This window comes from Pseudoalteromonas sp. SG43-6, assembly GCF_014164365.1.
GTDB classification, from domain to species: domain Bacteria; phylum Pseudomonadota; class Gammaproteobacteria; order Enterobacterales; family Alteromonadaceae; genus Pseudoalteromonas; species Pseudoalteromonas rhizosphaerae.
The window spans coordinates 132457-156213 of sequence record NZ_JACJEZ010000006.1 but is presented as its reverse complement, the minus strand read 5'-3'; the positions used below and the strand labels follow the sequence as shown (position 1 = coordinate 156213).

At 42.2% G+C, this 23757-nt stretch carries 18 protein-coding genes; 15 read left to right on the top strand and 3 right to left on the bottom strand.

All coding sequences use genetic code 11. The features are described 5' to 3' along the window. Positions 1-15 precede the first annotated feature (15 nt). Positions 16-7716: an Ig-like domain-containing protein gene (locus H5201_RS04390; protein WP_220497140.1), complete on the top strand. Its 7701-nt coding sequence runs from the start codon at positions 16-18 to the stop codon at positions 7714-7716. Positions 7717-7838: 122 nt separating this feature from the next. On the opposite strand, the gene flgN is transcribed toward H5201_RS04390, so the two are convergent. The 3 genes from flgN to flgA all read right to left on the bottom strand — a co-directional run bounded on the left by flgN (position 7839) and on the right by flgA (position 9363). Then, a complete protein-coding gene (gene flgN / locus H5201_RS04385; RefSeq protein WP_182718217.1) occupies positions 7839-8270 on the bottom strand; it encodes a flagellar protein FlgN in 432 nt (143 codons plus the stop codon). Next, the gene (gene flgM, locus H5201_RS04380) at positions 8263-8577 is read right to left on the bottom strand and encodes a flagellar biosynthesis anti-sigma factor FlgM (protein ID WP_149981594.1); all 315 of its coding nucleotides are present in this window, start codon (positions 8575-8577) and stop codon (positions 8263-8265) included. Before flgM ends, flgN begins: the two co-directional genes overlap by 8 nt. A gap of 78 nt (positions 8578-8655) precedes the next feature. Further along, positions 8656-9363 (bottom strand): flagellar basal body P-ring formation chaperone FlgA, encoded by a 708-nt coding sequence (gene flgA, locus H5201_RS04375; RefSeq protein ID WP_182718216.1) that lies wholly within the window; start codon positions 9361-9363, stop codon positions 8656-8658. Between the two features lie 141 nt (positions 9364-9504). Between flgA and H5201_RS04370 the strand changes: the two genes are divergently transcribed. The 14 genes from H5201_RS04370 (at position 9505) to H5201_RS04305 (ending at position 23664) form a co-directional block, all read left to right on the top strand. After that, positions 9505-10437, top strand: coding sequence for a chemotaxis protein (locus H5201_RS04370; RefSeq protein WP_149981591.1), 933 nt, complete (start codon positions 9505-9507; stop codon positions 10435-10437). Positions 10438-10457: 20 nt separating this feature from the next. After that, a complete protein-coding gene (locus H5201_RS04365; protein ID WP_149981589.1) occupies positions 10458-11288 on the top strand; it encodes a protein-glutamate O-methyltransferase CheR in 831 nt (276 codons plus the stop codon). 199 nt (positions 11289-11487) lie between these two features. Further along, entirely contained in the window at positions 11488-11898 is a 411-nt protein-coding gene (flgB, locus tag H5201_RS04360) for a flagellar basal body rod protein FlgB (protein WP_145239549.1), read from the top strand. Positions 11899-11900: 2 nt separating this feature from the next. Continuing rightward, entirely contained in the window at positions 11901-12332 is a 432-nt protein-coding gene (flgC, locus tag H5201_RS04355; protein WP_149981585.1) for a flagellar basal body rod protein FlgC, read from the top strand. A gap of 14 nt (positions 12333-12346) precedes the next feature. Then, a complete protein-coding gene (locus H5201_RS04350) occupies positions 12347-13039 on the top strand; it encodes a flagellar hook assembly protein FlgD (RefSeq protein WP_182718215.1) in 693 nt (230 codons plus the stop codon). 56 nt (positions 13040-13095) lie between these two features. Then, the gene (gene flgE / locus H5201_RS04345; protein WP_182718214.1) at positions 13096-14451 is read left to right on the top strand and encodes a flagellar hook protein FlgE; all 1356 of its coding nucleotides are present in this window, start codon (positions 13096-13098) and stop codon (positions 14449-14451) included. A 159-nt stretch (positions 14452-14610) separates the two neighbouring features. After that, complete coding sequence (locus tag H5201_RS04340) at positions 14611-15375, top strand: flagellar basal body rod protein FlgF (RefSeq protein ID WP_182718213.1); 765 nt, start codon at positions 14611-14613, stop codon at positions 15373-15375. 21 nt (positions 15376-15396) lie between these two features. Continuing rightward, a complete protein-coding gene (flgG, locus tag H5201_RS04335) occupies positions 15397-16185 on the top strand; it encodes a flagellar basal-body rod protein FlgG (protein ID WP_149981578.1) in 789 nt (262 codons plus the stop codon). A gap of 18 nt (positions 16186-16203) precedes the next feature. Further along, positions 16204-16887 carry a flagellar basal body L-ring protein FlgH gene (gene flgH / locus H5201_RS04330; RefSeq protein WP_149981576.1) on the top strand — a complete coding sequence of 228 codons (684 nt, stop codon included), beginning with the start codon at positions 16204-16206 and terminating at the stop codon, positions 16885-16887. An 11-nt stretch (positions 16888-16898) separates the two neighbouring features. Then, positions 16899-17993 (top strand): flagellar basal body P-ring protein FlgI, encoded by a 1095-nt coding sequence (locus tag H5201_RS04325; RefSeq protein WP_149981574.1) that lies wholly within the window; start codon positions 16899-16901, stop codon positions 17991-17993. A 148-nt stretch (positions 17994-18141) separates the two neighbouring features. Beyond that, positions 18142-19110, top strand: coding sequence for a flagellar assembly peptidoglycan hydrolase FlgJ (gene flgJ / locus H5201_RS04320; protein ID WP_182718211.1), 969 nt, complete (start codon positions 18142-18144; stop codon positions 19108-19110). A gap of 1 nt (position 19111) precedes the next feature. Then, positions 19112-21118, top strand: coding sequence for a FlgK family flagellar hook-associated protein (locus H5201_RS04315; RefSeq protein WP_182718210.1), 2007 nt, complete (start codon positions 19112-19114; stop codon positions 21116-21118). 2 nt (positions 21119-21120) lie between these two features. Beyond that, complete coding sequence (flgL, locus tag H5201_RS04310; RefSeq protein WP_149981567.1) at positions 21121-22353, top strand: flagellar hook-associated protein FlgL; 1233 nt, start codon at positions 21121-21123, stop codon at positions 22351-22353. Between the two features lie 348 nt (positions 22354-22701). Continuing rightward, positions 22702-23664, top strand: a complete 963-nt coding sequence (locus H5201_RS04305; protein WP_149981565.1) for a flagellin — start codon at positions 22702-22704, stop codon at positions 23662-23664. The last annotated feature ends 93 nt before the right edge of the window (positions 23665-23757 follow it).

Genomic DNA, 23757 nt, shown 5'->3' with positions numbered 1-23757 from the left:
ACCCTCAGCGCCACCGTGGATGCCAATGGTGATTGGGTAATTAGCCCGACAACCCCACTGCCTGATGGTGCGTTTAGTGTTGATGTCAGTGTCCTTGATGGTGTTGGCAACGAAACCACCGACTCGGTTAGTGGTGTGATTGATACCACCTCGCCGAGTCTCACTGTACAAGGTGTCGGTGCTGGCAGTGACGTCACCCCGGTATTCAGTGGCACCAGCAATGAAATCGGTGGCACAGTGACCTTAGTGGTTACCGATGCTAACGGGGTCGAACAAACCCTAAGCGCGACAGTACAAAGCAATGGTCAATGGTCTGTGGAAGTACCAAATGGCTTGAGCGAGGGCGATTACAGCGTTGAGACGACCATCCTGGATGCGGCTGGAAATAGCACGCAAGTCAACTTAACGGGCACTATTGATACCTCAGTGCCTGTTGTTATGGTTAATGATAATGGCCTTGGAAACAATGCGACACCAACGATTACGGGTACCTCAACCGAGCCTACGGGCACCGTTGTTAGCATCAGTATCGTGGATGTCAATGGCGATAGTTATGGATTAAGTGCCACCGTCCTCGCTGATGGTTCATGGCAAGTAACAGCACCAAGCTTAACGGATGGCAGTTATACAGTAACCGCCAGTATTACCGATGCGGCAGGCAATACCGGCAGTGACACCGGCACTGGCAGTGTGGATACCTTAGATCCGTTGATCAGTATCAATAGCCTCGGTGCCATTAATGATGATACGCCGACACTCAGTGGCACCTCGTCAGAGCCAGCAGGAACTATTATAAATCTTGTTGTGACCGATAGTGTCGGGACCAGTACCACGCTTAGTGCAACGGTTAATACCAATGGTGAGTGGGCGGTCACCTCGCCAGTCCTCGGTGATGATGATTACACGGTGGTTGCGAGTGTCAGTGATGCAGCGGGCAACAGCAACAGTGCCACCGATACCTTTACACTTAACACCTTAGCCCCGAGTATTACCATCAACGCGATAGGTGAAACCAACGACACTACACCGACCATTAACGGCACCAGTGATGCGCCAGATGGCAGTGTTGTCACGGTAGTGATAAATGATGGAATAAACCCCGCAGAGACAGTTCAAACTACCGTAACCGGCGGCACATGGAGTGTCACGGCCAGCAGTGATTTAGCGGAGGGTGACTTTAGTGTTACCGCCACCGTTGAAGATGGCGTGGGTAATCAAGGCACCGCCAGCGTCACTGGGATCATTGATACCACCATGCCGGATATCAGTATTAATCCGCCAGCCGACAGTAACGATACCACGCCTACCATCAGTGGCACCGCCAGTGCGCCACAGGGCAGCATAGTTACGCTGGTGTTTAATGATGCCGCGGGTAATTCACACACAGTCACTACGCAAATGACACCATCAGGCACATGGTCAGTGCCGGCGCTGGATGCATTAGCAGAAGGCACTTATACGGTTACTGCAAGTGTATCAGATCAAGCGGGGAACCCAGCCAGTGCGAGTGTGAACGGGTTAGTTGATGTCACCGCGCCGGTTATTAGCGTGAATGCGCTGGCAGATAGCAGTGATGTTACTCCGCTCATCAGTGGCCAAAGCAGTGGGGTGCCAGCGGGTACGCAAGTGAACGTTACAATCATCGCTGCCAATGGCGCAGTACAAAGCGCGACAGCAACAACGGATGGCGCAGGCAATTGGTCCGTGGAGGCCAGTAATGCGATTATCGAAGGCGAGTACACAGTCAATGTCAGTGTGACAGACTCCGCAGGCAATACCGGCACCGATAGCGAAACTGGGGTGATAGATACAACCGCGCCAAGCGTTACCATCGATGCACCGGCATTGACGAATGATAATACGCCAGTGGTGACAGGCACATCGGATCTAGCCAGCAGTGACATTGCGATTACCTTTACGGATGCTAATGGCAGCCATACCGTGACAGTGCAAACCAATGCCAGTGGTAATTGGAGTGCCGAGGCCACGCAACCGCTGGTTGATGGTGCATACACAGTGACTGCCAGTATCACCGACGATGCAGGCAATACAGCCAGCGCCAGTGACAACGGCGTGGTGGATACCATCGCCCCAGAACTGAGAATTATACCTTCCTTCTTACTTGGCAATTTAGTATCGCTATCAGGTGATTCAGACTTACCAGCGGGAAGCACCATCACTATCACGGAACATTTAGTGGGAGGGTTAATTGGTGCAAGTTATACGGCAACTACAGATACTGATGGTAATTGGCAATTACTTAACTTAACGGTGCCATTACTTGACCTTGCCTATGTTACTGCCAGCGCAACTGATGCAGCAGGAAATATTAGTACGGTCAGCACACTCGATTTTGATAACGTAGCACCTGATTTAACGGTCAGTGTTGACGCGTTGAGCAACGACACAACGCCAGTTATTTCAGGTGATACGGATATGGGTCAAGGCACTGTGATTAATTTGACAGTGGTTGATAGTGATAATGTCAGCCAAACATTTACCGCAGTGGTACAGGCTGATCAAACCTGGTCAGTATCTGTGCCGCAAGCTATTGCACAGGGAACCTATACCGTTACTGCCTCTGTGCGCGATGGGGTTGGTAATTTGACTACTGAGCAAACGACTGGAGTGATTGATAGTGTGGCGCCAAGTTTATTTATCGATAATTTAGCGCCAACAGCAAATACTGCCCCAACAATAACTGGCAGCAGTAATGAAATAGGCGGAGATGTATCGGTCACAATTGCAGGACAAACGTTGCAAGCGACAGTGGCAAGTAATGGCACTTGGCAAGTAACGCTACCAAGTGCATTGACTGATGGTGATTACACGGTTGATGTAACGATCACCGATGATGCAGGTAATCAACAAACGGCATCTGCGACACTGACCATAGATAGCACGACACCAGTGCTTACAATCACAGCCCTTGGAGTGGGCAACGATGCGACGCCAACAATTTCTGGTACGTCAACAGAGCCGCAGGGAACTGAAGTGGCTATCGTGTTGGTTGATGCAAACGGTGACACTCAGCAATTTACAGCACTAGTGCAAGCCGATGGCAGTTATTCAGCAACTCCAACCGCTGATATTGCTGATGGTGACTACATTGTTACGGCTACTATTACTGATGCCGCTAACAATATAGGCACAGTTCAAGGTAATGGCACGGTTGATACATTAGATCCTAGTTTAACCTTGAACGGACTAGGCACATTTAATGATAGTACACCGATGATTTCAGGGAGTAGTGATGAAATAGGCGCCACGGTAACAGTGAATGTCAATGATGACTCAAACAGTTATCAACTAACTGCTGTTGTACAAGCAGATGGCAGCTGGTCAGTTCAAGTTATTGATGCATTAAACGATGGCGCAATTACTATTACGGCTAATGTGAGTGACACTGCTGGCAATCAAGCATCGGCTTCAAGTAACGCAACATTGGATACTAATGCGCCGACTATCTCGATTGCGAGTTTACAAGCAACGATGGATACAACACCAACTATCTCTGGTACCACCGATGCCAGAGATGGTACGAATGTAACGATTGAAATTATTGCCTCGGGCATTGTTGTGCAAACATTGACTACTCAAGCTTTGGCTGGGCAATGGACTATTGATGTCAGTAATGCACTTGTTGAAGGCAGCTATACTGTGAATGCAGTTGTCAGCGAGGACGGTTTAACTGGCTCGTCAAGTACTAGCCTAGCAATAGACTTAACCGCACCAACATTGGCTGTCAATTCGCCTAGTATTACAAATGATACAACACCATTAATTAGTGGCACATCAGATGCTGCGCAAGGCACTGTAGTTGAATTATTGATCACTGATAGTACTGGCACAGAGCAATCTGTGCAGGCAACAGTTAAAGCAAATGGTACATGGTCTGTAGCGCTTGGAAGTGCGCTTGCAGAAGGAAGTTATAGCATTGCTGCAACTATCACTGACATTGCTGGGAATAGCAATTTGGCTCAAACAACAGGTGAAATAGATTTAACTCCACCAACAGTGTTGATTGATCCATTAAGCAGCACCGCAGATAAAACCCCAATTGTTTCAGGGGGAGCTGTGGGGGCTGTTGCTGGCAACACCGTTGCTGTTACTTTTACTGACGCACAAGGGGCTAGTCATACCATCAATACAACACTCGCAGCAGATTTAACATGGCAAGTCGAAGCTTCCCAAGCACTTGCGGAAGGCGCTTACTCAGTCACTGCTGTGGTCACCGATACTGCGGGTAATGTAGGGCAACTAACCGCTAATGCTGTTATAGATAGTATTGACCCTGAGATCACAATTGATCAAAGTAGTTTGATATTAACACAAGACACAACGCCACTTATTAGTGGGACATCTGATGAAGCGAATGCCACTGTTGAGGTGACCTTTACTGACGCAAGTGGTACTGAACAGGTTGTAACAGTTACTACGGATGCTCAAGGTGATTGGCAAGCAGCTGCAAATACCGCGTTAGCTGAAGGTGTTTATTCCGTAAAAGCAACAATCACTGATATGGCGGGTAATCAAGGAGAAGACAGTAAAACGGGCGGTGAAGTCGATATTACACCACCTGCACTTACGATTGTCCCTTCTTTCCTTCTAGGCAGTTTGGTTTCCTTATCTGGCACATCAGATTTACCTGAAGGCAGTGTTGTTACCATTACAAACCATTTAGTGGGAGGCGCTGTTGGTTTACCTTACACTGCAACGGTTGATGCGAACGGTGATTGGAGCGTATTGAATTTATCGGTATCATTACTGACACTAGCTTACGTTGAAGCCTCGGCAACCGATGCGGCTGGCAATACCACGACTATTAGTACTTTGGATTTTGATAATACGGCGCCTGAACTAACGTTATCTACCCCTGCATTGACGATGGATAGCACCCCAACTATTAGCGGAACCACTGATTTAGGTGAGGGAGCGCAAGTAACATTGGTGGTAACTGGTCAAGGAGTTGCAACACAAACCTTTAGCGCGACAGTGCAAGCGAATGGCAGTTGGTCAGTTAATGTACCGCAAGACTTAGGTGATGGACAATATACGGTTCAAGCGAGTGTGCGCGATGGAGTCGGCAACCTAACTGAGCAGACGGCCAGTGGTGTAATTGATACTACCGCGCCAACACTCACTATAAATCCTTTATCAATTACCAGTGATGCGACTCCAACGATTAGCGGTACAAGTAATGAGTTAGGAGCAACGGTAACCGTAACCATTGATGGCCAAACACTAACAACTTTAGTAAATGGATCTGGCTTATGGCAAGTCACTACAACGACTCTTACTGATGGCGATTATAATATTAATGCGACTGTGAGTGACAGTGCAGGTAACAGTATCAATCAAACAGCGAACCTAAGTATAGATACAGAAGCACCAGAGTTAACTATAGCGCCATTATCATTATCTAATGATAGTACGCCAACCATAAGTGGTAATTCAAATGAGCCACAAGGAAGCACAGTTTCTATTACTGTGGTGGATAGTAATGGTAATACTCAAAATTTAATTGCTACTATAGATAGTAATGGTAATTGGCAAGCCACGGCAGCAGCTTTACCTGATGGCACATTCACAGCAACAGCGTCAGTGACAGATAGTGCGGCCCTGACTACAACAGCTTCAACAACAGCTGTGATCGATACCAGTGCGCCAACTATTTCGGTTGATTCTATAGGGACTATAAATGTAGCCACCCCTCAACTCAGTGGTTTAACTAATGAGCCTGCAGGTACGCAATTGAGCGTCACAGTTACCGATAATAATTCCAGTTATACTTATACGACGCAAGTACAAGCCGATGGCAGTTGGTCAATTAATGTTACAGATTCACTGGTTGACGGCACTATCACAGTCGCTGCAAGTATTACTGATTTAGCGGGTAATTCAACAACCTCAACGTCGGTAACTGGATTATTGAATACCAGTGCACCAAGCATTGCAATTGTTGCTCCTGCAGATACCAATGACACAACTCCCAATTTCAGTGGCAGTAGTGACGCTGTCGATGGCAGTGAAGTCGTTGTTACAGTAACGGATAGCGCGGCCCAGACACAAACTTATAATACAACAGTAGTCGATGGTTTGTGGATTGTCTTAGTTACTCAAGCTCTTAGCGAAGGTATTTATACTGTTACAGCGACAGTCACTGAAGCAGGGCTAACAGCAGATGCTAGTGTTAGCGGTTTAGTTGATATTACTGCACCGGTATTGACTATTAATGAGCCTGGTACTAGTGGCGATGCAACACCTGTAATATCGGGTAGCACTGATGCGGGAGTCGGTTCAATAGTTACCATAGTACTAGTTGATAGCTTAGGTACTACAGATACAGTTACTGCTATGGTACAAGCTGGGGGAGTATGGAGTGTTGCATCAAATCAAATACTGGCTGAAGGGAGTGTCGCAATTACCGCCTCGGTTAATGATAGTGCAGGTAATCAAGGTAGCAATACCGCGACACTAATATTAGATTTAACGGGTCCTGTTATTGCTATTGATGTAATCAGTGACACAAATGATTTAACACCTCAGATCACCGGCACAGTAACTGGTGCACCTGGAAATAGCCAAGTTACTGTATTGTTTACTGATGCGGCAGGTAACACGCAAACGGTTACAACCACAACTGCGAGTAACGGTAATTGGTTAATTGAACCAAATACAGCACTTGCAGCGGGTAGTTATACTGTGGATGTGACCGTGCAGGATGAATACGGTAATGCCACCACGGTACAAGAATCAGGTGTTATTGATACGGTTGCTCCGACTATTGCCATTACGAGTGGGCTGATATTAACCAATGATGCGACACCTGAAATCAGCGGCACATCGAGTGAAGCTGGGCGCACAGTCACGCTGATATTTGATAATGGTATAGCGCAAACATCAGTAACAACTACTACGCAAGGCGATGGTAGTTGGAGTATTTCACCAAACGATATTCTGCTTGATGGCAGTTATACCGTCAGTGCAACAGTGTCAGATATTGCTGGGAATACCACTGCTACCTCTGCGATGACAGGTCTTGAGATAGATACTATCCCGCCATCACTTACGAACATAGATACAAATAGTATATTGTTAGGCCTAGTTGTGACAGGTTTTGATGGTGAAACTGATGCTGAAGATGGAGCTATTGTAAGGCTTGATAATGCGCTGGCACTCGGGATCACCTTATTAAGTGATGGTGGGGCTGTTGTAAATAATGGCACATGGAATATCGGCATTGTTGATGTAAATTTGGCCGATTTACTTGGCGCAGGCTTAAGCGATGCTCGCTTTAGCATTACAGATTCAATCGGTAATATAAGAGTGGTTGATATTAATGGTCAGGACCTTGAGATAAATGGAGTGGATGTTAGTTCTGCAGGTGTTGAACCTAGCGCTGAATTCAGTGGCAGTGATAATAGTACTGAATTATTATCATCAAACGATGATAGTATTGATTTAAGTAAAATTAGCAGTGTTGCTCCGGTATCTGAATTAACACCACAACTGAGTCAATTAACAGTTGCAGATCTTCTTGCAGAGAGTGAACAAAATAACTTGCTCGCACTCGATCCTGTGAGTGAGAGTAATAGTCTGGTGTTTACAGCACAGCAGAAAGCTACTGCGGAGCCTGCTCTTGATGTGCAAAATCAATCAGAGGAAATGATTAAGAAATTAATCGAAAGCGGCAATAATCAAATTGATAGTTAATTATTGTTAAGCAAAAGATATAAGGCGCGGGTTGTCCCGCGCTTAATCACTTTCGAGATAATTTTAAATAGGGAAAGAAAAATAATAAAGGGAATTTTGTAAAACTAAAAGTAGGAGTCAAATTATGCTTTTAAGTTATGGACGATCTTACTGTTACCATGAACAACACTACCATCTTGGTCATATGTTGTAGAGGTTGGCACACCAATCAAAATGTCTTTTAATTGTTTTACTGTTAATTGTGCATGGTGGGCTGCATGAGCATTAACGTCATTCTTCTTTTTACATGACTCTAATAGCTTATGCACATCACTCGTTAAGCTTGTTACTTCGTCAGATTCAACGTCATTACCTGCAAATAAGGCTTTGAGTTCTTTATCTAACGTTTGAATTTGACTTAAAAAGGTAAGTTTTTGTTTCGCGATATCTTTAAGGCCCTCGCCACGACGGGAGGCTATAGCGGTTAATTCATCTTCTAAGATATCAGCAAGGGATGTTAAGCAATTTAGCTGCATAACAAGTTTAGAACTGATCAAACTGGTGTGATCAGCCATACACATCAAACTCAAATGCAGCGATATTTTTAGCTAGCTTTTCAGCATCGATTTGATATTTACCTTCAGTAATTGCTTTTTTTAGCTCAGCCACTTTGTTGCTATCAAAACCAGAAGATTGCTGTGCTTTATCTTGCAAAGATTTTAATTGTTGCGCTTGTGGCGTTAAGCTTACTGAGTCAGCAGTCGCTTTTGGCGTAGTTGCTTGCGCAGTATTAGCATTATTATTTTGTAAATCAATTTTTTGCTGTTTAGCATTGGTCAACACATTAGCCTGTTGCTGACCTTTATTTACTTGGCTTACCATGATTTTAACCTATACATTATCCAACACATGCCTTGTTATCGGCAACCATGTTAGAAACTTTAGCACAAATACGAAAATTTAAATAATTACCTGCACAGACTCAACACCATCAACGCGGGCATTTAAAACTTTCCCTGACTTTGCATTTTTAACCTTTACCTGCTCTCCTAAAGTACCATCTTCTAGGGCTAAACCGGAAGTTTTTATTTTCAATCCTCGAATTATTGCAAAAATAGTGACATTATCGCCTTTGCAGACCATACAGATTTGATTTAATGCAACAGGGTAACCACTGCGGATATTACGTTTGCTGCGGCTACCAATCAGCAGCTCTTGATTTTGTAAATACTGCGCTCTTACGAAATGTTTTGGTTTCATAATCAAACGTAAATGATGAGCTTCAATAACCTCCCCGCGACTTAAATTTTCAGTGGCTATAATCACAGGTGTGAGTTCAATCATACGTACATGAACATATTGACTCCAACCATTGAGGTCATCACATTTTATTTGTACGGTTATTTGGCGATTAAATGGCGGCTCAGTAGGAATATTAAATGCAAGGTCGCTGTTGCAGCCACGATCAGGTATCCGACTATCCAATGTTAGAGCATTGAGTTCCTTATCATCGGCGGTATTAGGGTCTAATTGATCATAGACATGGGATACAGCAAGTTCTTGCAATTGTTCTTTGCTATATGTTTGTGCATACAGTGGAGTAACTAGGCATAAGCTAGCAAGAAAATAAAAAACACTGTATCTTCGGCTTTTTTTTAACAAACTCATAATGTTTCGACTATGCTTATGGTTGAAAACAGGGTATAAATATTTAGCGTCAATAAACAGACGCTCCCGTGTAGTTATGTAGCTTTACAGAAAGAAAGCAATTATTGTTCCGTTCTTATTCGCTTTCTTCAGGAGATTGAAATGGCAGGCATTTTAGACTCAGTTAACCAACGTACTCAATTGGTTGGGCAAAACCGTCTTGAATTATTATTATTCAAGCTAAGAGGGCGGCAGCGCTTTGGTATTAATGTGTTTAAAGTGAGAGAAGTACTGCAATGCCCTCCTTTAACAAACATGCCGAAGTCGAATGCCTATGTAAGAGGTGTCGCACATATACGTGGGCAAACTATTTCTGTTATTGATTTATCAATGGCTGTAGGTGGCCCTGCGATCGAGAATATTAAAGATAGTTTTATTATCATTGCTGAATATAACCGCTCCGTACAAGGTTTTTTGGTTGGCGGCGTTGAGCGAATTGTAAATATGAATTGGGAAAAAATAATGCCGCCACCGTCTGGGGCTGGCAGATATTCGTATTTAACAGCAGTGACAGAAATTGAAAATGAGTTAGTCGAAATTCTTGATGTAGAAAAAATATTAAATGAAATTTGCCCGGTAAATACTGAAGTCAGTGCAGCAATAGCTAATGATGGTGAAATTCAAAAAGACTTAGGTGAGCGCATCGTATTTATTGCCGATGACTCTGCCGTTGCTCGTAATCAAGTCAAACGTGCTCTAGAGCCGTTAGGCGTGCAGACTGAGCTTGCTAAAAACGGGAAAGAAGCATTAATTCGCCTCCGGGAAATTGCTGCACTTGACTGTAAGCATGATATTACCGAGCGAGTTGGTTTATTGATCTCTGATGTTGAAATGCCAGAAATGGACGGTTATACCCTCACGGCTGAAATAAAAGCAGATCCAAAGTTAGCCCCATTACATGTTATTCTGCATACATCACTCAGTGGTGTGTTCAATCAAGCGATGATTGAAAAAGTGGGGGCTGATGACTTTATTGCTAAGTTCAATCCGGATGAGTTAGCTACAGCAGTGAAAAAATGGGTTCATTGTGACTAATTTGAAAAGGCGGTGTTACTTTGGAAAATAAGCATTTACAACAAAGTGAGTACGATCAGTTTCGTTCTTTTTTAGAGCAACAATGTGGCATTGTTTTGGGTGATAATAAGCTTTATTTAGTCAAAAGCAGGCTTGCTCCGCTAATGGTTCGTTTCAATGTTGAGTCATTGTCACAATTGGTCAGTAAAACACTGAGTCCGCATGAGCGGCAGTTACGTGCCGCAGTTGTTGATGCTATGACGACCAATGAAACTTTATGGTTTCGGGATCAATACCCGTTTGAACTATTACAAAGTAAGTTATTCCCAGAGCATAAAGAGTTGCGTCGACCGTTGAAAATTTGGTCAGCGGCAAGTTCCTCAGGACAAGAGCCATATTCTATTGCCATGTCGGTCGCTGAGTTTCAAGCTAAGCAGCCGGGTGTATTAAAAATGGGCGCGCAGATCATCGGCACCGATATTTCTAATACTATGTTAGATATGTGTAAACATGCAGAATATGACTCTCTTGCTTTAGCTAGAGGGCTGTCGGTAGAGCGCAGGAAGAAGTTCTTCAAAGATAGCGGCAATGGGATGGCGCAAGTTAACGACTCAATAAAAAAATTAGTGAGTTTTCGACACCTTAATTTATTAGATTCATACGCACTAATGGGCAAATTTGATATTATTTTTTGCCGTAATGTGCTGATTTATTTTGCACCTGAGGTGAAAGCCAAAATTATTGCTCAGTTTGCTCAAGCACTTAACCCTAAGGGGTATTTATTTTTAGGTGCTTCAGAGTCTATGTCAGGGTTAAGTAACGAGTTTGATATGGTACGCTGTAATCCTGGTATTATTTATCAAAAGAAATAACTTACCAGCGTAAATAACGCGCTAAAACGTAAGTAACTCAAATCTCATCGGTAGTAAAGCCGAATCTAGAATACGATAAAACGATGTGCCTCCACATCGTTTTTCTTTTTAAATCAAAAATTAAACACTTCATAAAATACTAATCTAGTTGGCTCACCTTTTGCATTAATCATCTTAAGTCAATTTTTTGGAGATGGTTATGGCTATCAGTTTTGATAAAGCATTTGGGGTTCATCCTCATGCAATGTTGATCCGTTCGCAACGTGCTGAGTTATTAGCAACCAATATCGCTAATGCTGATACGCCGGGCTATAAAGCGAAGGATATCGACTTTGCCTCAGCATTGAAAGCGGCAAAAAGCCACCAGCAAGGCGGCAATAACATGGTAACAACTAACCCGAATCACATTGCCGGTGGTAGTCGTTATGTCGGTAATAGTGAAATGTTTCGTTCGCCAAATCAAGCAGATACAGGTGATGGTAACTCGGTTGATATACAAGTGGAACGAAACTTGTATACAAAGAACTCATTAGAGTATCAGGCAAGCCTGCAATTTATGAGTAGTAAAATTAAAGGCCTTAAAAAAGCCCTCGGTAGTCAAGGAGCCTAAGCATGAGTTTATATAACGTTTTTGATATTTCAGGTAGTGGTATGAGTGCGCAAAATGTGCGTTTGAACACCACCGCAAGTAATATTTCCAATGCCAATAGCATTAGCTCAAGCCAAGACAAAACTTACCGGGCGCGTCACCCTGTTTTTGCAGCTGAACTGATGAAAGCATCAGAATCAACTGGTAATACGCAGGGATCGTCTGTTGGCGTTAAAGTACTAGGCATTGTAGAGAGTAATAAACCACTGCAAATTGAATATAACCCAAATCACCCCAGTGCGGATGAAAATGGTTATATCTACAAACCTAACGTTAATGTCGTTGAAGAAATGGCTAATATGATTTCCGCCTCACGCTCTTATCAAACCAATGTGCAAGTTGCTGATGCAGCGAAGCAAATGTTAAGTAAAACACTGTTGCTTGGGCAGCGGTAATTGAGGGTTAGATTATGAGTAACGACATAAATACTGCATCATCAAGCTATATAGATTCGCTTCGTTGGCCGAGTAAACAAGAGGCTGACGAAAAGACTGGTGAAAAGAAAAGTGATGCATTAACGCAAGAGGATTTCTTTTCATTATTAACGCAGCAACTGTCGTTTCAAGATCCCAGTAAACCTGCGGACAACGACCAAATGATTGCACAAATGACGAACTTTACCATGGCAGAAGGTATCTCAAATTTAAATTCAAAGTTTGAGTCTTTGGCTGCTTCAATGACCTCTAATTCAGCGTTGCAAGCATCAACTCTGGTAGGTAAAAAAGCTTTAGTTGAATCAGATACATTAGATCTTAACAGCAGTGGTGATGTCTCGGGCATGATTGCTGTTGAAAGTCCCGTTAAAGATTTAAGGCTCAGTATTACAGATGCTTCCGGACAACTAGTGAGAGTAATTGAGTTAGGTGATAAACCTGCTGGTGGCTTACGTTTTAACTGGGATGGAAAAAATGAAGCCGGTGAGAGCCTTCCGCCAGGAGAATACAATATCAAAGCAGAGGGCAGCATGGGCGAAGAATTTACTAGTTTACCCATGGCCTCTTATAAAAATATTGATAGCGTCAATATTAATGGCGCTAACGGTATTATTATTAACACTAAAGAAGGGGCAGTTAAGCTGTCTGATGTCGCAGAAATTGCGTGATAAATTTTATTTATTTTTTAGCCTATTGGCTAAATTTTATAGGTTAGAGGTGAATTATGAGTTTTAATATTGCATTAACTGGCATTGCTGCCGCACAAAAAGATTTGGATGTTACTGCTAATAACATCGCTAATGTAAATACTTACGGTTTTAAAGAATCGAGAGCTGAGTTTGCCGATGTTTATTCATCATCAGTTTTTTCTTCGGGTAAAACTAAAAATGGTGATGGTGTACAAACAGCATCTGTAGCACAGCAATTTCACCAAGGTTCAACATTAGGCACTAAAAATTCACTCGATCTTGCTATAGGAGGTGAAGGATACTTTGCTCTTAGCAATGAGTTAGGCTCACAAGATAAAACATTTACTCGTGCAGGGGCGTTTAAATTAGATAAAGATAACTTTATCGTTGACGCACAAGGTAATTACTTACAAGGCTTTCCTGTTGATGAAGTTAGTGGAGATGCAACATCAGTAAGTTTAACCTCCTCTGGGGCGATTCAAATTCCTGATTCGTCAGGTTCCCCGCGCGCTACCACAAGTGTATATTCGTCATTTAGATTGGATTCGACCAAAGATACACCGACTATTACACCATTTGATCCAACTCAATCAGGGTCATATACTCACTCTACCTCAACCAATGTTTATGATTCGCTAGGTGAGCCGCATACTATGCAATTGTATTTTGTGAAAACAGATGCAGCTGTTACAGGTAATGCTAATGAGTGGCAAACCTATGCAACGTTAGACGGTCAAGCATTCAACCCAGATGGTAGCTCGCAAGGCGCTACTGGACCATTTAACCCAATTTCAACATTTCAGTTTGATGCGAACGGCTTACCACTTAACACCAATGGTACCGCAAATACAGGCAATACATTTAACCCTGTTGTGTTAGATAGCACTAATTTGACAGGGTTTTTAGGCAATGGTGCTAGCTTTCCTAATAATGTAACTATCAACTGGCGCGATGAAGCAGGTACCTCTGCAAAAATCCCGACTCAGCATGCAGGCAAGTTTGAAAATAAAGTATTATCTCAAGATGGTGCTGCTGTGGGACGGTTGGCAAATATAGACATTGGTGTTGATGGAAAAATTGTTGCTTCTTATAGTAATGGCGACTCTAATTATTTAGGACAAGTTGCGTTAGTCCGTTTTCCCAATTCACAGGGGTTACAACAAGTAGGCAATACGTCATGGAAGAAAAGTTTAACTTCAGGTGACCCTGTAGCGGGTGAAGCAAATTCAGGCGCATTTGGTAAGATTAGCTCATCAGCATTAGAGCAATCAAACGTGAACTTAACCAATGAGCTTGTTGATTTGATCAGCGCACAGCGTAACTTCCAAGCTAACTCGCGTGCACTCGAAGTGAATTCAACACTACAGCAAGCTATTTTGCAGATCCGTTAATCTCGTTTTAATATTTTTTACAATCCGACACCTAGGCTGCTATTTATTAGCAGCCTTTTTTATTTGTGCTTGATTATATTTTGTAATTTATTACGTCATTTTATTGTGGCACTTATCTTGCATTTGTCATGTTATAGATTTTTAACGTGAGTCGATGTTATGGACAAGATGGTCTACATTGCAGCGTCTGGAGCTAAGCAAAGTTTGCGGGGCCTAGAGCTTAAAGCAAATAATTTAGCAAATGCCAATACCACAGGCTTTAAAGCTGACTTCGCGCAAGCGCGCTCAATGCAAGCTTTTGGTGAAGGCTTACCGACACGTGTTTTTACTATGCAGGAACGGCCAGGCTCTAATATGACTTCCGGCGGTATTGTTGAAACTGGACGTGATCTTGATATTGCTATGAGCGATAAAGGGTGGCTTACAGTGCAAGATGCTTCAGGTAATGAGGCATATACTAAAGTTGGCACGTTGAATATCACTCCTGATGGCGCTTTGATCACCAGTCACGGGCGTCAAGTTATTGGCGAAGGTGGACCGATTATTTTGCCATTGCCAGTGGAGAAAGTCGAATTTAGTGACGATGGTTCAATCCAAGTTCGCCCGCAAGGTGCGCCGGCTAACTTTTTAGAAGTTGTTGACCGTTTGAAGGTAATTAAGGCAAATAATTCTGAGCTTGAAAAAGGCAATGATGGCTTATTTCGACCAAAACCCGAATTACTGGAAAATGGTATATGTGGATTTTGTGACATCTCTAATGATGTGAAAGTAATGAGTGGCACTTTGGAAATGTCAAATGTGAATCCGGTACATGAGATGGTGGATATGATAAGCCATCAACGCCAATTTGAATTACAAGTTAAGTTAATGAAAACGGCTGAAGAAATTGACGAACGTCAAACTCAATTGCTGCGTATTGTTTAACTTTATTGAGAGGACATTAATATGAATCCTGCATTGTGGATAAGTAAAACGGGGCTTGATGCTCAACAAACCGATATTTCGGTTATCTCAAATAATTTAGCCAATGCCAGTACTGTTGGTTATAAGAAAAGTCGTGCTGTATTTGAAGATTTGCTTTATCAAAATATTAATCAGCCAGGGGGGCGTTCATCACAAGATACAGAGATGCCTTCTGGTCTGATGCTTGGTGCTGGTACCAAAGTAGTTGCTAATCAGAAGAACTTTTCTCAAGGTAACATGTTAACCACTGAAAACTCATTGGATTGGATGATATCAGGGCCCGGTTTTTTTGAAGTTTTACAGCCCGATGGCAATATCGCCTATTCTCGAAATGGTCAATTTACCACGGATGAAGATGGTCGTATTGTTACTGCTGGTGCAGGTTTTCCTGTGCAGCCAGAAATGAATGTACCGGATGATGCGAAGTCAATTACCGTATCACAAGATGGTGAGGTATCGGTGAAAATAGAAGGACAACCTGAGAATGTGGTGATTGGTCAGTTAACGATCAGTGACTTTATCAATCCATCAGGTCTAGAGCCTGTAGGCCAAAATTTATATACCGAAACGGCCGTCAGTGGCGCACCTGTACAAGGTAACCCTGGTCTAGAAGGATTAGGCACTGTTGTCCAAGGCGCACTTGAAACCTCTAACGTAAATGTAACCGAAGAGTTAGTTAACCTAATTGAAACTCAACGTATCTATGAAATGAATTCAAAGGTGATTTCAGCGGTTGACGAAATGATGAGTTACATCAGTCAGCAACTTTAACTAATTCGGAGCAAAGTTATGCGTAATTTATCTATAATCTTAACGGGTGCATTTATATTGAGTGGTTGTATGACGACTCAAAACCACAGCGTGGTTCAAGATGATCCATACTATGCTCCTATGTACCCAGAGCCTGCTGCAGCGCAAGTTGTACCGACAGGCTCATTGTTTGATAGCAATTTATCAAACGATTTATATTCAGATAAAAAAGCGTTACGCACCGGAGATATTATTACAGTTAAACTGCAAGAATCGACGCAATCATCTAAAGCAGCTAAAACTGAAACGGATAAACAAAGTGATGCCAGCTTAGATCCTGTCATTGGGTTAGGCGGACTACCGGTTAATATTGGTGGCGATAGTATTCAGTTTGGTGTGGGCAGCGGTGCTAAATTCAAAGGTGATACTAAGTCAAATCAATCTAATAGTTTATTTGGTGATATTTCCGTGAATGTTATGCGGGTATTACCTAATGGTAATTTAGTGATCCGTGGTGAAAAATGGCTGACTTTAAACACCGGCGAAGAATTTATTCGTCTGGAAGGACTTGTTCGTCCGCAAGATGTTACTGCAGATAATACTGTGACCTCTAACAGAATCGCGAATGCGCGTATTCAGTATTCTGGTAAAGGGCAAATGCAAGAGACTCAAACGGCAGGATGGTTAACTCGATTCTTCACCAGCTCTCTGTTCCCTTTTTAAAGGATGTTGATATGAATAGCTTGAAAGCGTTGCTGTGTATATGTTTATTAGCTTGGCATTCTATTGCTAGCGCTGAACGTATCAAGGATGTCTCAATGGTTGAAGGTGTTCGCTCAAACCAGTTAGTTGGTTATGGTCTGGTAGTAGGTTTACCTGGCACCGGTGAGCAAAGTCGTTTTACTGAACAAAGTTTTAAAGCCATGCTAAATAGTTTTGGTATTACCATGGCATCGAATTTAAAACCCAAAATCAAAAATGTAGCAGCGGTTGCTGTGCATGCAGAATTACCTGCATTTAGAAAGCCAGGGCAGACAATCGATATTACTGTATCGTCAATTGGTAGTGCGGGTAGCTTACGTGGTGGAACATTACTACAAACCTTTTTGAAAGGGGTTGATGGAAATACTTATGCTATCGCGCAAGGTAGTCTAATTGTTGGCGGGTTAGGTGTCGAAGGAGCTGATGGTAGTAAGATCGTAATGAACACGCCCACGGTAGGACGTATTCCAAATGGCGCAACGGTTGAACGGGCAATTAAAAGTCCTTTTATGCAAGGTGATTACATAACTTTTAATTTAAATCGTCCTGATTTCACTACTGCTAAACGTTTGGAGCAAACCATTAATGAGCTTATCGGCCCAGACAGTGCACATGCCCTTGATGCCGCTTCAATTCGTGTTATTGCCCCGCGTGATGCGTCGCAGCGTGTTGCTTATTTGTCTACGCTTGAAAACTTAGAGTTTAAACCTGCCGATACTTCGGCAAAAATTATTGTAAATTCACGCACTGGCACCATAGTGATCGGCAAAAACGTGCGGTTACAAGCGGCGGCAATTACCCATGGTGGTCTTACCGTTACGATCGCAGAACAGCAAAATGTATCGCAGCCTAACGCATTAAGTGAAGGGGAAACTGCCGTTACTAATCAAAGTATTATTGATGTTAACGAAGATGATTCTCGGGCCTTTGTATTTAACCCCGGTGTTAGCCTTGACGATTTAGTGCGCGCAATTAACGAAGTTGGAGCAGCGCCTGGTGACTTAATGGCGATACTAGAAGCATTAAAAGAAGCGGGTGCCATTAGCGGTCAACTCGTGGTTATTTAAACCATATTGACCCCCTAAGTTTGCGTTAACTTGCATTTAGGGGGCCTTGACTTGCATAATTAATCAACGCTTTTATACTTTCGCAAACTCGCATTGGCTTAATTATTGCATTGTTAATACTATTATTAATCACTGTGTCAAATTGCTGATGGATACTAATCATCTCGATAAACAAAACTTCTTTGATTTAGGCAATCTCAATACATTACGTCAAGATGCCTTAAAAAGTGGTGCCTCGCCTGAAGCATCAAAAGAAGCGCTAAAAAAAGCAGCGGCACAATTTGAATCTATTTTTACGCAAATGCTTTTAAAAAGTATGCGTAAAGCAAACGAAGCGTTTGAAGACGAAGACAGCCCTTTTAACTCCAGTGGAGTAAAGTTTTTTGAAGAAATGCATGATCAACAGTTATCGGTTGATTTATCTTCAAAAGGTTCATTGGGCTTAGCCGATCTCATAGTGCAACAACTCTCTCCTGACGGGAAAAAATTTACCCCTAGTTCAGTGCTGCGCACCGTCGATGATTTTACCAGTGATCAACGTGCAACCAGCAAGAATGCTGATAAGGCGGCTGACACTCAGGCTGTCAATAGCAGCTCATCAACAGCGCAAAAACCTCAGTTTGAAAATGCAGAAGATTTTATCAGTAGTGTTTGGGAACATGCCAAAACAGCTGCTGAGAAAATTGGTTTGAACCCCGCTGTGATGGTTGCACAAGCAGCTCTTGAGACTGGCTGGGGGAAACATATCATTAATAAAAGTGATGGTAATAGCAGCTTTAATTTATTCAATATTAAATCAGATAAAAGCTGGCAAGGTGAGAAAGCCAACAAAATGACGCTTGAATTTGAGCAAGGCACACCAGTTAAAAAACAAGCTAGTTTTCGTGCATATGATTCTATTAAAGAGAGTGTGAATGACTTTGTGCAGTTTTTGATAGAAAACCCACGTTACCAAGAAGCGCTACAAAATACCGCAAAACCGGCTGCCTTTTTAGATTCATTACAAAAAGCTGGTTATGCCACTGACCCCAATTACGCTGACAAAATTAAGCAAGTGCTAAACCACACAGAGCTTAAGACATTGGCGACATCATTGGTTCGCCAAGGAGTAAATTAACATGTCGTTTAACTTATTTGACATTGCAAGCTCAGGAGTTCGAGCTAGCTCTGAGTTACTGCAAACCACCAGTAAGAACATTACCAATGTTAATACGGTAGGTTATGTACGCGAGCGTACAGAGCATATGACCATGATTGATAACCAAGTCGGTCGTGGAGAAACCTATCGTTTATTAAATGAGTTTGCACAAAAGCAACTCAATCGTGATACCTCAAATAAAACCTTTTTCGACCAATTTGTGACTGAGGCTGGCCGGGTTGATAGTTTGTTTTCTCAAGAATCCAATAGTCTATCGACTAGTATGAATTCGTTATTCAATAATGTGCAGGAAAGTTTAAATCAGCCATCATCCTCAGTTGCACGATCGCTCGTAATGACGGATGCAAAAAATTTGATTGATCAAATGGATCGCTTATCAGGCATTGTATTTAATCAAAAAAATATCGTGAATGATCAGTTAGAAATATTTTCTGATGAAGCGAATACATTAATTCAAAATATTAGCAGCTTGAATAAGCAAATAGCTACCGTAAATGGTACGCGTAACGAGGCAAACTCAAGCACCACGTACAACGAAAGAGACCTTGCTATTCGTAAGTTATCGGAATTAATTGATGTAGAGACACTTGATGGCCCCAACGGTGAAAAGCTCGTATTTATGGGCACCGGCGAATCATTAGTAATGCAAGATGGCGCATTTAATTTATTTTCGATGGCGGGCGATCCTGATCCTAATTTTAAAGAATTACATTTAGACATAGATGGCGGCAAAGCTGTGCCGCTTGATGTTGATGTGACTAAGCTTAAAGGTAAAATTGGCGGATTATTAGCATTTCGTGATGACATTTTAGTGCCAGCACAAAACCAACTTGGCCAAATGGGGCTTGCGATTGCTGATGCTTTTAATCAACAAAACCGTTTAGGAATGGACGGTAATGGCGAGCTCGGTGGTGATATTTTTACAATCCCAACGATTGGCGGTCACGCTTATCAAGCCAATACAGGCAATTCAAGCATAACGGCTACCTTAGAACCAGGTAAAGGCAGTGAAATTCCTGCCAGTGACTTTATTGTTACTTATACCAGTGGCACAACGGTAGAAATACAACCGGTCGATAATAAAGGTGAACCATTAGGCTCTCCCTCAACCGCCAATATAGTTGCTGGCGTTATTGATTCATCGACTATGACCGGTGGGGAATCTTTTGGTTTACAATTAAACGTTACAGGGACTGGTAATGTTGGCGATAAATTTGCAGTTAAACTGAATGCCGAGGCTGCATCGAGTTTAACACTGGCTACCGATAGACCAGAAGCGTTAGCGCTGGCTTCTCCAATTCGTACGGCAGATAATATAAACAATACAGGTAATGGCAATATATCAGCAGGGACTGTTACTAGTGTGACTTCGGGTGGCTTTACAGCCACGACGCCTCCGGATCTAGCAAATGGTGATATCACGATAGTGAAAACCGCTAATGCTAATGAATATACAATTACAGACAATAACGGCAGCTCGACTTTTACGATTACTCCACCTGCTAAAAATCTACTAGAGCAAGCTGGCCCTCCTTATGATAGTTACGGTTTTGATTTTGATATTGAAGGCACCACAGCGGTAGGTGATAGTTTTACACTGGAGTTTAATGAAGGTGGTTTTGACGATAACCGCAATGGCTTAATGTTAGCTGGGTTACAAAGTGGCGAGCTAGTGCGGCAAAATGTTACCACAACCGCATCGGCTGATAATCATAAAACATTTAATCAAGCCTATGCAGGGTTAGTTACTGATATTGGTGTTGTTACCAATCAAGCGAAGACCAATGGTGCTGCTTTTGAGGCATTAGCTCAACAGTCTGAAGCCTGGTATGAATCACTCTCGGGAGTTAACCTTGATGAAGAGGCTGCCAATTTATTGCGGTTTCAACAATCTTATGCGGCGTCTGCACAAGTGCTTTCAACAGCCCGTTCTATATTTGACACTTTACTTAATGCTGCGAGGTAATTATGCGTTTATCTAATAATTTGATGTATCAAAACAGTGTTAATTCGATTTTGAATAATCAGCAAAATGTCAATAAAGCACAAGAGCAAGTTAATACCCAAAAGCGAGTGCTTACAGCTTCAGATGATCCATCGGCAACAGCACGGGCGTTACTGTATACCGATCGTATACAAGCGAATGAGCAATACAGTAAAAACATTACCATGCTAACGAGTCGATTAAAGACTCAAGACAGTGTGCTTGAAAATATTAAAGGCTCACTTGAAAAAGCCTATACATTGGCAATTCAAGCAGGTAATGGTGTTTATACCGATATCGATCGTGAAGGTATTGCTGAAGAGATTAAATCTATACAAAGTAGTGTGCTTGATTTAATGAATGCTAAAACTGAAGATGGTAAGTATATATTTTCAGGCTATCAAGATAACACCCAAACCTATTCGCTTGATTCTTCAACTGGCAAATATGTTTATGGTGGCGACCAAGGCCAGCATAAAATTAAAGTAGCGGAAGGAGTTGAAATTAAATCCAGTGATAATGGGGTTGATACGTTTGAAAAGGTCAATGCCCGGTTGAATGTTGCCTCTAATGACGGCGTTGTTTCAGGAGGGATCACTAGCGCAAAAGTGTATGTACGCGAGCAAGCTCAGTTTGATGCTTTTCATAAAGCAAATTATAACGCTGATCCCGCAGCCGCGGCCGGAGCAAATACGTTTAATATTATAACAACCCCAGGTACACCTAATACATATCAGGTTGAACAAGGTGGAAGTGTGATCAGCTCTGGCAGCTTTGAGGGATCAAAAATTAAATTTGCTGGGATGGAAATTGATATTAGCCCAGTTGCAAACGGGCAGGTAGACTTTACTTTAGAAGCGCCGAAAAAAGAAAATATTTTAAACACATTAAGCGATTTAATTGCTGGGTTAACTGACCCAACAATTAGTCAAGAAGATTATGACCAAGTATTGGCATCGGCCATGGTCCAAATCGATAACAGTAAAAATCAGGTCTCTTTAACACAGGCTGGTTTAGGTGGGCGGTTAAATACAGCTGAGAAAATCACGCAATCTAATAGTGATCTGGATGTAAATAATAAATCCTCCCGTGCAGATTTAATTGAACTTGATATGGCTGAGGCTATTACTGAACTCACGAAGCAAGAAACTGCACTGCAAGCGTCGCAGGCAACTTTTGGCCGCTTAGCTAAATTATCACTGTTCGATTACTTATAAGTAAGTTATAAGAACATCAAGAGTAAGGCAATATATTGCCTTACTCTCGTATTTTTCCAGCCTTTTAAGATCATCTCCTTACTATTTAACAGCTTAATAATTTCCTGAAGAAAAAGACCTGCACAATAATCCTTTTAGTTTTTTAATGAGTTTTATTAATTTAGTCACTATAAAATTCATTAAATTACATGAGCTTAAAAAATAATGGAAAAAAAATAAAAAAAAAGCTAAAGGATTTTTTTGCTAGACCGATAACTTAATTAACCAAGCAAAGCGTTGTAAATAACAACCACTGCTTAATCTAGTAAGTTTGAGAGTAAATGATAAGTTTACTTCTGGAGAGATATCATGGCTTTATATGTAAATACAAATGTTAGCGCGTTAAACGCACAAAGACAATTAAATAATTCTGGTAATGCACTGGATACATCATTCCAACGTTTATCATCAGGTTTTCGTATTAACAGTGCGAAAGATGATGCGGCAGGTCTACAAATTTCTGACCGTTTAACATCACAAATTAACGGTTTGAACCAAGGTAACCGTAACGCAAACGATGGTATTTCATTAGCACAAACAGCTGAGGGTGCATTAGATGAAGTAACATCAATGTTCCAACGTATCAGAACATTATCACAGCAAGCAGCAAATGGTTCAAATACTGATGAAGACCGTTTAGCGGTGCAAGAAGAGATTCGTTCATTATCTGAAGAAGTAAATCGTGTTGCAGCAGATACAACGTTTGGTGGTCAAAACCTTTTAGACGGTTCTTTCTCCGCGAATTTCCAAGTTGGCGCAGATGCTGTACAGAATATCAGCTTTAGTATGGCGTCAGTTGGCGGTACGGCTAACTCAATCGCTGGTAATAACGGTTTTACCATGTCAGGTATTGCAGGGGTTGCCAGTGCGGTAACAGGCGCAAGTTTAAGTGCTACAGCTGGAACAATTAGTTCGCAAGTAGGTTCATCAGCTGATGCTACAGGTTTTGCTGCGGTATTTACAGCAAGCGGCATAAGCGTATCTTCACAAGCGAATGCGCAAGCGGTAATGGCCGGCATGGATTCATTAATCGCGGTTGTTGATAAAAAACGCGCTGAGCTGGGTGCGGTACAAAATCGTTTTCAATCAACGATTCGTAACCAGTCAAATATTTCAGAAAACCTAAGTGCTGCAAAATCACGTATTAAAGATACAGACTTTGCGCAAGAAACTGCAAACTTAACAAAAATGCAGATTCTACAACAGGCTAGCCAAACAATTCTTAGTCAGGCTAATCAACGTCCACAGGCTGCATTAAGTCTTCTAGGATAATTGGTTGGAAATAGTCAATTAATTGACTAAGAATGTAGCGCCTTTGTTTAATGGGGTATTAACAAAGGCGCTGAAACGGATTGATAAAGCGGA

Bases quoted from the DNA above. Each gene is read 5' to 3' on its own strand.
- flgN (WP_182718217.1), bottom strand. From the start codon at position 8,270: ATGGCTGATCACACCAGTTTGATCAGTTCTAAACTTGTTATGCAGCTA.
- flgM (WP_149981594.1), bottom strand. From the start codon at position 8,577: ATGGTAAGCCAAGTAAATAAAGGTCAGCAACAGGCTAATGTGTTGACC.
- flgA (WP_182718216.1), bottom strand. From the start codon at position 9,363: ATGAGTTTGTTAAAAAAAAGCCGAAGATACAGTGTTTTTTATTTTCTT.
- H5201_RS04370 (WP_149981591.1), top strand. From the start codon at position 9,505: ATGGCAGGCATTTTAGACTCAGTTAACCAACGTACTCAATTGGTTGGG.
- flgB (WP_145239549.1), top strand. From the start codon at position 11,488: ATGGCTATCAGTTTTGATAAAGCATTTGGGGTTCATCCTCATGCAATG.
- flgC (WP_149981585.1), top strand. From the start codon at position 11,901: ATGAGTTTATATAACGTTTTTGATATTTCAGGTAGTGGTATGAGTGCG.
- H5201_RS04350 (WP_182718215.1), top strand. From the start codon at position 12,347: ATGAGTAACGACATAAATACTGCATCATCAAGCTATATAGATTCGCTT.
- flgE (WP_182718214.1), top strand. From the start codon at position 13,096: ATGAGTTTTAATATTGCATTAACTGGCATTGCTGCCGCACAAAAAGAT.
- H5201_RS04340 (WP_182718213.1), top strand. From the start codon at position 14,611: ATGGACAAGATGGTCTACATTGCAGCGTCTGGAGCTAAGCAAAGTTTG.
- flgG (WP_149981578.1), top strand. From the start codon at position 15,397: ATGAATCCTGCATTGTGGATAAGTAAAACGGGGCTTGATGCTCAACAA.
- flgH (WP_149981576.1), top strand. From the start codon at position 16,204: ATGCGTAATTTATCTATAATCTTAACGGGTGCATTTATATTGAGTGGT.
- H5201_RS04325 (WP_149981574.1), top strand. From the start codon at position 16,899: ATGAATAGCTTGAAAGCGTTGCTGTGTATATGTTTATTAGCTTGGCAT.
- flgJ (WP_182718211.1), top strand. From the start codon at position 18,142: ATGGATACTAATCATCTCGATAAACAAAACTTCTTTGATTTAGGCAAT.
- H5201_RS04315 (WP_182718210.1), top strand. From the start codon at position 19,112: ATGTCGTTTAACTTATTTGACATTGCAAGCTCAGGAGTTCGAGCTAGC.
- flgL (WP_149981567.1), top strand. From the start codon at position 21,121: ATGCGTTTATCTAATAATTTGATGTATCAAAACAGTGTTAATTCGATT.
- H5201_RS04305 (WP_149981565.1), top strand. From the start codon at position 22,702: ATGGCTTTATATGTAAATACAAATGTTAGCGCGTTAAACGCACAAAGA.